This is a genomic window from Phocaeicola massiliensis B84634 = Timone 84634 = DSM 17679 = JCM 13223, assembly GCF_000382445.1.
Classification (GTDB): Bacteria; Bacteroidota; Bacteroidia; order Bacteroidales; family Bacteroidaceae; genus Phocaeicola; species Phocaeicola massiliensis.
Genome location: NZ_KB905475.1, coordinates 349065 through 356416 on the forward strand (window position 1 = coordinate 349065; position 7352 = coordinate 356416).

Here is a 7352-nt window from a genome sequence, read left to right on the forward strand (position 1 = left end):
GCTGTTATTACTTTGAACTATACTGGCAGCAAGTATACAACAGCAGCCAAAGACCTTGCAAACATCTACGGTACATTCAATTTGACTTTGACATTGAAAGATGCTCAGGGTAATGAATTGAAGAAGGTAATTGTTCCTGTAACAGTTTCTAAACCTGAATTCGATGACTATTATACTGCAAATCAATATGCAGGATGGAATGAAGGCGTATTAAGTTCTGTAATTGATAACTCAGGTAATACTCCTGCATTTACAATGCCAACTAACTTGTATACTATCAACAAGAAGGCTGATGGTACTGGTATGACTGATGCTCAGCCGGGCTATACTTATACATACAAGAAAGCAGATGCAAGTGAAGTTAAAAATGTAGATGCAATTATTTTCACAGACGTAGTTAAAGATGGCTTCCTTAAAACTACTGATTACAAAGTAAAAGCCAACAAGGAAGTTGTAACAGTTAATGCTTTGACAGGTGCAAGTAATGCTGCAGCAGACAATACTATCTCAGTATCTAAAGAGTTTACCATGAAACTTGCTCCTGCTTTCAACAAAGCTAAGTTGGTTTACTATACGAACGGCGTTGCAGGTACAGTAGCTGCTGTTAATGCAGACGGTATTATTGCAGCTCTCACAGGAGACGGAACCGCAAACAAACCGAAAAATGGTCTTGCATTGCAATATGGTGATGAAGAAATTGCAGTAAGTACCACTGCTATCCCTACATCTGCAAGCAATGATCATAAATTAGGTGGATACGAAGTTACTACAGGTTCTGCAGCTACAGGTGCAGTCGTAGTTGGCTTCGCTAAATCTGCAGAAAGTGCAGGTACGGGTGTTAATTTGGAAACAGGTGATACCGGTGTGAAAATTGCTGGTTTGAATGCAGGTCAGGGAGGTGAACTGGTGGTTACTTTCACAGACTACGCAGGAATCAAAACTCAGGCGACAATTGAATATAAGAAGTAACAGGCTTTTCATATGTATAAATAAAAAAGCACCCATAATTGTGGGTGCTTTTTCATTTATATGAGGTACTAAATTATTAGTTTTTCAGAATAGTTACTGAAACTTCTTCAGAAATAGTATAGCCCCAAGCATCTTTCACATTTACAATAATAGCTGTTTCTTGTTCATTAGGCAGAGGATCTGCTTTTACATTAATAGCACCTGCAACAGCTGCAGCATCGGCTGTTTTAGCTTTTTGACCTATCAAAGTTATATCCTTGATATAAGTATTATCGTCACCTTTCTTAGTTACGTATACATTTGCAATCTGCTCATTATCCCAAGCCTTCACAGTATTGTCTACTTGATTAGTCGGATCGGAAGTAACGTCCTTATCCGGTACTACATTATAAGGATTCTTATTGTAGTCTACACCGGTAATCATAGCCTTGGTAATGTCAAATCCCTTAGTACTATTGGCACTGATTTTGATTGTAGAACCTTCAACCGGTTTGACCGTACCTTCCATAATCGGGCTCATAATCTTGATAGTGAAGCTATAAGCTTTCTTGCTGTCTGTGCTATATGTCCATCCTGTATCAGAATATTTATCATTCGTTGCTTTAACAGTCAGAGTTTCGCCATAACCAAATTCTTTACCGGTAGTAGCATCTGGAGCGACAGCATTGCCACCGTCTTTGTCTGTAGCAGAAGCATTCAATGTTACATTTCCGGCCATAGTAGCTTCACTCAATGTTGCCAAACCGCCAGAACGATAAGAGTGATTGTCCTTAGCCTTAACTTCTTTTTCTGTATCAAGGGCAACAACTGCATTAGCGTCAGATTTTGCAAAATATCTGCTCAATGCAATGTTCTTCTTTGTATCCTCTGTAAGATCGTAATAGTAAGCATTGATAGTTCCATCTACAACGTAACCAGGCTTCAATTCAAATTGGCTTGCTACAGAAGGAGCTGTAAATGTCACAGGAACAACGATATTGTTGACTTCTGCAGTACCTACCTTATCTTTGAATGTAACCTTCAAGTAGTATTGCTTATCAAGTTTCAAGTCATCAGCATTCGCTTTATCTACTTTGACAACAATGTATTTTAAGTTATTAACCGTTGCTGGAGTTGTTTTATCTGAAGCGGTTAAAGTAATCTTCAGACCAGTTACTCCAACTTGTTTAGGAGTATCGCTACAATCCGCCTTTGTATAAATAGCGCATGCTGTTTTATCAAGACCTACGGTGTTAGCCCATTGAGCCCACTTATCACCAAGAGCTGTCTTCATGATGTCCATATCGAGAGTAAATGCATCATTGGAAGCATCAGTATCTTTTAATTTGGCTACATCATAAGTAATAGCTTCATAAGTAGATGGTGTTTCGATAGCAGAACTCAACTTAACTGTATAAACAGCCTTTTTAACCTGGCCTTTAGTTGACAATGTATTGATAGTCAAGTCAAAACCTGTTGCAGCAGTAGAAACGTCCGGGTTATTGGCAACTGTAAATGTATGAGTCAAATCATCATAAGTCACACCATAAGTCTTTTTGTCTACTTCTGCCAATGAGAAATACATATCGTACATTAATCCGGCTTCATCTGCAATTTCTTTAATAGTATATGTTTTACCAACAACAACGGTGATTTCTTTTTTAGTAGGATTTGACGCAGCTAACGTAGCCTCAGAAGAAGCCATATCTTTCACTTGAATCTTAGTCAAATCAGCAGCTACTTTAGTTCCAATAGGTAAATTGTAAGCAGAACGTGCCTTGTTGTTTGCATTGACAGCAAATGCTACACAATCATTAAAATTTGTAACACTTGTATTATCCATATCACGAGCCTTTGCATTATCTGTTAATTCTTTGTCAAATGCTTTAGCATCATCCTTTGATAAGATATATTGCTTCATGCTTAACGTAAACAGTCCATTACCGGTATTAGCTGCACGACCGTTGATACCACCAATCGTAATTGCATCGTCAGCACTTTCTGCTTCAGCATCTAAAGCAATATTACTCAAAGTTTGGTTCTTTGTATTAGTCAGATAATATTTTGCTTCCGTAGCAGGAGCATCTACCGGGTTGACACGAATATCAATAGTAGAAGAAGAATAGACAACTGATTTGTCAGCAGGCAATTCTTTTTTGCCGGCCCATTTGCTAGGTTTAGTAAATGTAGCTTTACTAATAACAAATCCGTTGGTAGATGCATCATTTTTTAAAACGATTGAAGTAATAAGTGAAGCTGCAGAAGGAACTTTTACTTCTGTTGACTTTCCGTCTTTATCCACAATGGTTAAAGTAAAGCCATCTGCTTGAGAACCAACCACAGTCACACCCGATACTGGTATACCGGTAGATTGGTATTCGCCATTGGCATTCAAAAATTCCCAAACTCCATCAACTGCCTTTACTGGAGCCTTTTCTGCATCTGCAGCAGGCTTTATACCGGTTGCTTTGCCATCAACGTAGATTTCGCCATTCTTTAATTCAAAGACCTGACCATGATCTTCTGCAGTGTCCAGTGTAATAGTTTTAGAACCACTCTTACTGAAAGTAAACACAATACCGGCATCTGTTTTCTCTACACCAGTCACATAATCACCGCCATTTACAAGTTCTTGCAAAGATTTAATAGCATCGGCATTTGCAGTAATTTGTCCCTGAAGATTATCGATGTCGTCATCGTAGTCTTTACAAGATACAAACGTTCCTGTTGAGGTAACCATTAAGGCTCCGAACAGGATTGCACTTAAAAATTTTTTGTTCATAATAGAAAAACTTTAAATTTATAAATTTAAAAACTCAATTGTTTATTATTAATCAAAGGACTCAATCGTATTTCAAAGGAATTTTGAATGATTTATCGGGGTACCGTGAAGGGACCATGCCAACTTCTTTAGTAAAAGCAGAATAGAAGACACTTCTGGATGTAAATCCACAGAGCTTGACAAGCTCTTCCGGGGTATACTTACCCTTGTCTAATAAGAGTTTTGCATATTTTACACGGTATTTATTCAATAGGTGCTTATAGTTGCATTTAAAGTAATGATTGACGACATTTGACAGGTAGGTAGTATTCGTGCCGAATACTATCTACCCTTTGTAATATTCAGTATATCAGAAGTATAGAAGGAAGGCTTAATATGGTGAGGTCCTGTAGAGGACCCTTTTATTATTTATAGTTGATAGTTAGATCCGGTAAACTATCGACAGCTTTTTGCTTTAGTTCATCTATTATATGTACATACTTTTCAGTGTGTCTGGTTGTTGAGTGGCCGGCAAGGGAAGCGGCGGTTTTAATGTTGGCTCCATTTGCCATGATATTTGTGATAAAAGAGTGGCGGGCACAGTGCACAATTTAAGCAAAAGCAACGGAAAGTGAAGATGAGAGAAATGAACTGCAAGTGGTTGAGAATGAGCAATATTTCATAATTCTGCCAATTGGCTGCAAAGCAAAGCCGAGCAGGATATTGAGTTATTTCAGTTACCAAACCGTTAGCGGTCAGTTACCGAAACCAACACTGCTAACGAGGTGAAAAACAAATAGTTTGTCACCAGTGTTTGTTGCACTGTTCTGCACAACTTTCAATGACAGAGAATGCTTACTGATTGATTATTTTTGCAAACTAAAAAAGTAAGCAGATGAAAGTTGAAAAATTCAAGGTGCTGCTCTACCTTAAAAAGAGCGGATTGGACAAGAACGGTAAGGCTCCCATCATGGGACGCATCACCCTCAACCGAACAATGGCGCAGTTCGGTTGCAAGTTGTCATGTATGCCAAAGTTATGGAATCCACGTGAGAGCAGACTTGACGGCAAGAGCAAGGAAGCTGTGGAAGTGAACGCCAAGATTGACAAGCTGTTGCTGGCAATAAACTCAGCCTACGAGTCACTTGTGGAGCGCAAGACGGATTTTGACGCAAAGGCGATAAAGGATCTGTTTCAATGCAGTGCAGACACTCAGATGACCTTGTTGAAGCAGCTTGACGCCATCATTGCGGACATTGAGTCAAGAATCGGCATCGACTACAAGAAAGGCACGCTGCCAAACTACCAGTACACTCGCCTGACATTGGGATTGTTCGTCAAGAAGCGTTATGGAACTGACGATGTGGCATTCGGTGAGCTTGACGAGCAGTTTATCCGTGAGTACATGGACTTTTGCTTGGACGAGAGAGGTCTTGCACTTGATACAGTCCGCCACTATCTCGCCATATTGAAGAAGACCTGCCGAATAGCTTTCAAGGCAGGACACTCCGAGCGTTATCATTTCATGCACTTCAAGCTACCTCAAAAGAAAGAGAATCCACCAAAGGCATTGACACGTGAGGACTTCCTGAAAATTCGTGACCTCGAAATACCAGAGCGAAGAAAATCGTTGGCTTTGACCCGTGACCTTTTTCTTTTCGCCTGCTATACAGGCACGGCTTATGCCGATACTGTTTCTATCACGGAAGAAAACCTCTTTCGTGATGAGGAGGATAGCCTTTGGCTGAAATACCACAGAAAGAAGAACAAGATGCTTGCACGTGTGAAGTTACTGCCAGAGGCGCTTGCCATGTTGGAGAAATACAAAGACCCGACAAGACCTACTCTTTTACCGCCACAGGAATTTCGAGTGCTGAGAGGTAACATGAAAAGTCTCCGAGTACTATCTGGCATAAGTATGGATTTGGTCTATCATGTTGGACGGCACAGTTTCGCATCGCTCGTTACGCTCGAAGAAGGTGTTCCGATAGAGACTATCAGCAGAATGCTTGGTCACAACAACATTCAGACCACGCAAATCTATGCACGTGTCACCCCGAAAAAGCTATTTGAGGATATGGACAAGTTCATCGAAGCCAACAAAGACTTCAAGTTTGTCCTGTAATATTTTCACAAAATAAGAAAGGAACATAACAATGAGAAGTACATACAAGCAGTTTTATTATATCAACCGTGGAAGAGTAAAGGCAGACGGAACCACATCTATATTTTGCCGTATCACGATTGACGGCAAAGTGTCAGCCATAGCAACAGGTCTGTACTGTGCTCCCGAAGAATGGGACACGAAAAAAGGTGAAGCCAAGAATGCAAGAGTGAACGGACAACTGCAAGCGTTCAGACTAAGAATTGACGAAGCCTACGAGCAGGCAACAAAGGAAAAGGGCATCGTCACCGCCGAGATTCTGAAGAATGTTATTGTTGATGCAAATACTATCCCGATGACATTGCTTGCCACTGGCGAGGAGGAGCGTGAACGCCTTAGGCTGCGCTCCATCCGTATTAACTCAACATCTTCTTATCGCCAATCTAAGACATCGCAGCTAAACTTGCGAGAGTTCATCGGGTTACGAGGAATGAATGACATTGCATTTGAAGATTTGACTGAGGAATTTGGCAAATCTTATAAGTTGTTCTTGATTGGCAAAGGGTATAGTGCATCCAATACGAACCATAATCTCTGTTGGCTGCAACGCTTGGTTTATATCGCTGTTGACAGAGGTCTGCTGAAATTCAATCCATTGGAAGATGTCGGATATGAAAAGAAAGGCTCACCAAAGCGTAGACATATATCCAGAAATGACTTGCTGCTCATTATGGAGACTCCTATGGAGGATAAGGCTTTGGAGTTGGCACGCAGAATGTTTGTTTTCTCCAGCCTTACAGGTTTGGCTTATGTCGATTTACGTAACCTGTATCCACACCATATCGGGATGACGGCAGACGGTAGAAAATACATCCGTGAGAAAAGAGCAAAGACCAACAACGAAGCGTTCATTCCCTTGCATCCGATAGCTGAACAAATAATGTCGCTATACAATACAGCGGATGATAGCAAACCTGTTTTCCCTCTTTCTTCACGTGATTCCATGTGGTTTGAATTTCATTCACTCGGTGTGGCTTTGGGTATAAATGAGAACCTTACCGCACACGTTGCAAGACATACATTCGGAGTAAACATGGTTACTTCGGGCATATCAATGGAAAGCATCGCCAAGATGATGGGGCATTCCAACCTGCGAAGCACCCAGGTCTATGCCGTCATCACCGATGACAAGATATCCAAGGACATGGACAAGCTGATGCTGCGCAGAGAAACAAAAGAAACTGACCAGAATAAAAATAAGGAGGACGGGAAATGAACAGAGGAGTTATAACTGTCAGCGAGAGCGGAACGGTATCCATGCCGACCGATACTGTATGGATGACCATGCAGGAGATTGCCGACATGTATAATGTATTCGGCTACTATGTGCGCAAGGCTGTCAAGGCTGTATTCAAGGACGGCATTCTGAAAGAGCAGGGTGTACGCCGTCATGTCAGGAAGAACGACCGCATCAGCTATGATGTGTATAGCCTTGAACTCGTCATTGCGGTAGCCTTCCGTATTGACAGCATTGAGAGC

5 protein-coding genes and 2 pseudogenes are annotated in these 7352 nt (G+C 41.0%); 4 read left to right on the plus strand and 3 right to left on the minus strand.

The window, feature by feature from the left end; translation table 11 throughout:
* A pseudogene (locus HMPREF1534_RS00330) lies at positions 1-969 on the plus strand (hypothetical protein); the annotation flags it as partial.
* A gap of 76 nt (positions 970-1045) precedes the next feature.
* Here the strand turns inward: HMPREF1534_RS00330 and HMPREF1534_RS00325 are convergent.
* From HMPREF1534_RS00325 to HMPREF1534_RS20205, 3 genes and pseudogenes are all read right to left on the minus strand, one after another.
* Entirely contained in the window at positions 1046-3730 is a 2685-nt protein-coding gene (locus HMPREF1534_RS00325; protein ID WP_005945522.1) for a hypothetical protein, read from the minus strand.
* A gap of 61 nt (positions 3731-3791) precedes the next feature.
* Complete coding sequence (locus HMPREF1534_RS0119430) at positions 3792-4055, minus strand: helix-turn-helix domain-containing protein (protein ID WP_081619654.1); 264 nt, start codon at positions 4053-4055, stop codon at positions 3792-3794.
* Positions 4056-4134: 79 nt separating this feature from the next.
* Positions 4135-4314 (minus strand): annotated as a pseudogene (locus HMPREF1534_RS20205) (tyrosine-type recombinase/integrase); the annotation flags it as partial.
* 290 nt (positions 4315-4604) lie between these two features.
* Between HMPREF1534_RS20205 and HMPREF1534_RS00320 the strand changes: the two are divergent.
* The 3 genes from HMPREF1534_RS00320 to HMPREF1534_RS00310 form a co-directional block, all read left to right on the plus strand.
* Positions 4605-5834: a site-specific integrase gene (locus tag HMPREF1534_RS00320; protein WP_005945524.1), complete on the plus strand. Its 1230-nt coding sequence runs from the start codon at positions 4605-4607 to the stop codon at positions 5832-5834.
* Positions 5835-5865: 31 nt separating this feature from the next.
* A complete protein-coding gene (locus tag HMPREF1534_RS00315; RefSeq protein ID WP_005945526.1) occupies positions 5866-7089 on the plus strand; it encodes a site-specific integrase in 1224 nt (407 codons plus the stop codon).
* The coding region (locus HMPREF1534_RS00310) for a hypothetical protein (protein WP_005945528.1) at positions 7086-7352 on the plus strand (267 nt) is incomplete at its 3' end. The genes HMPREF1534_RS00315 and HMPREF1534_RS00310, both read left to right, overlap by 4 nt.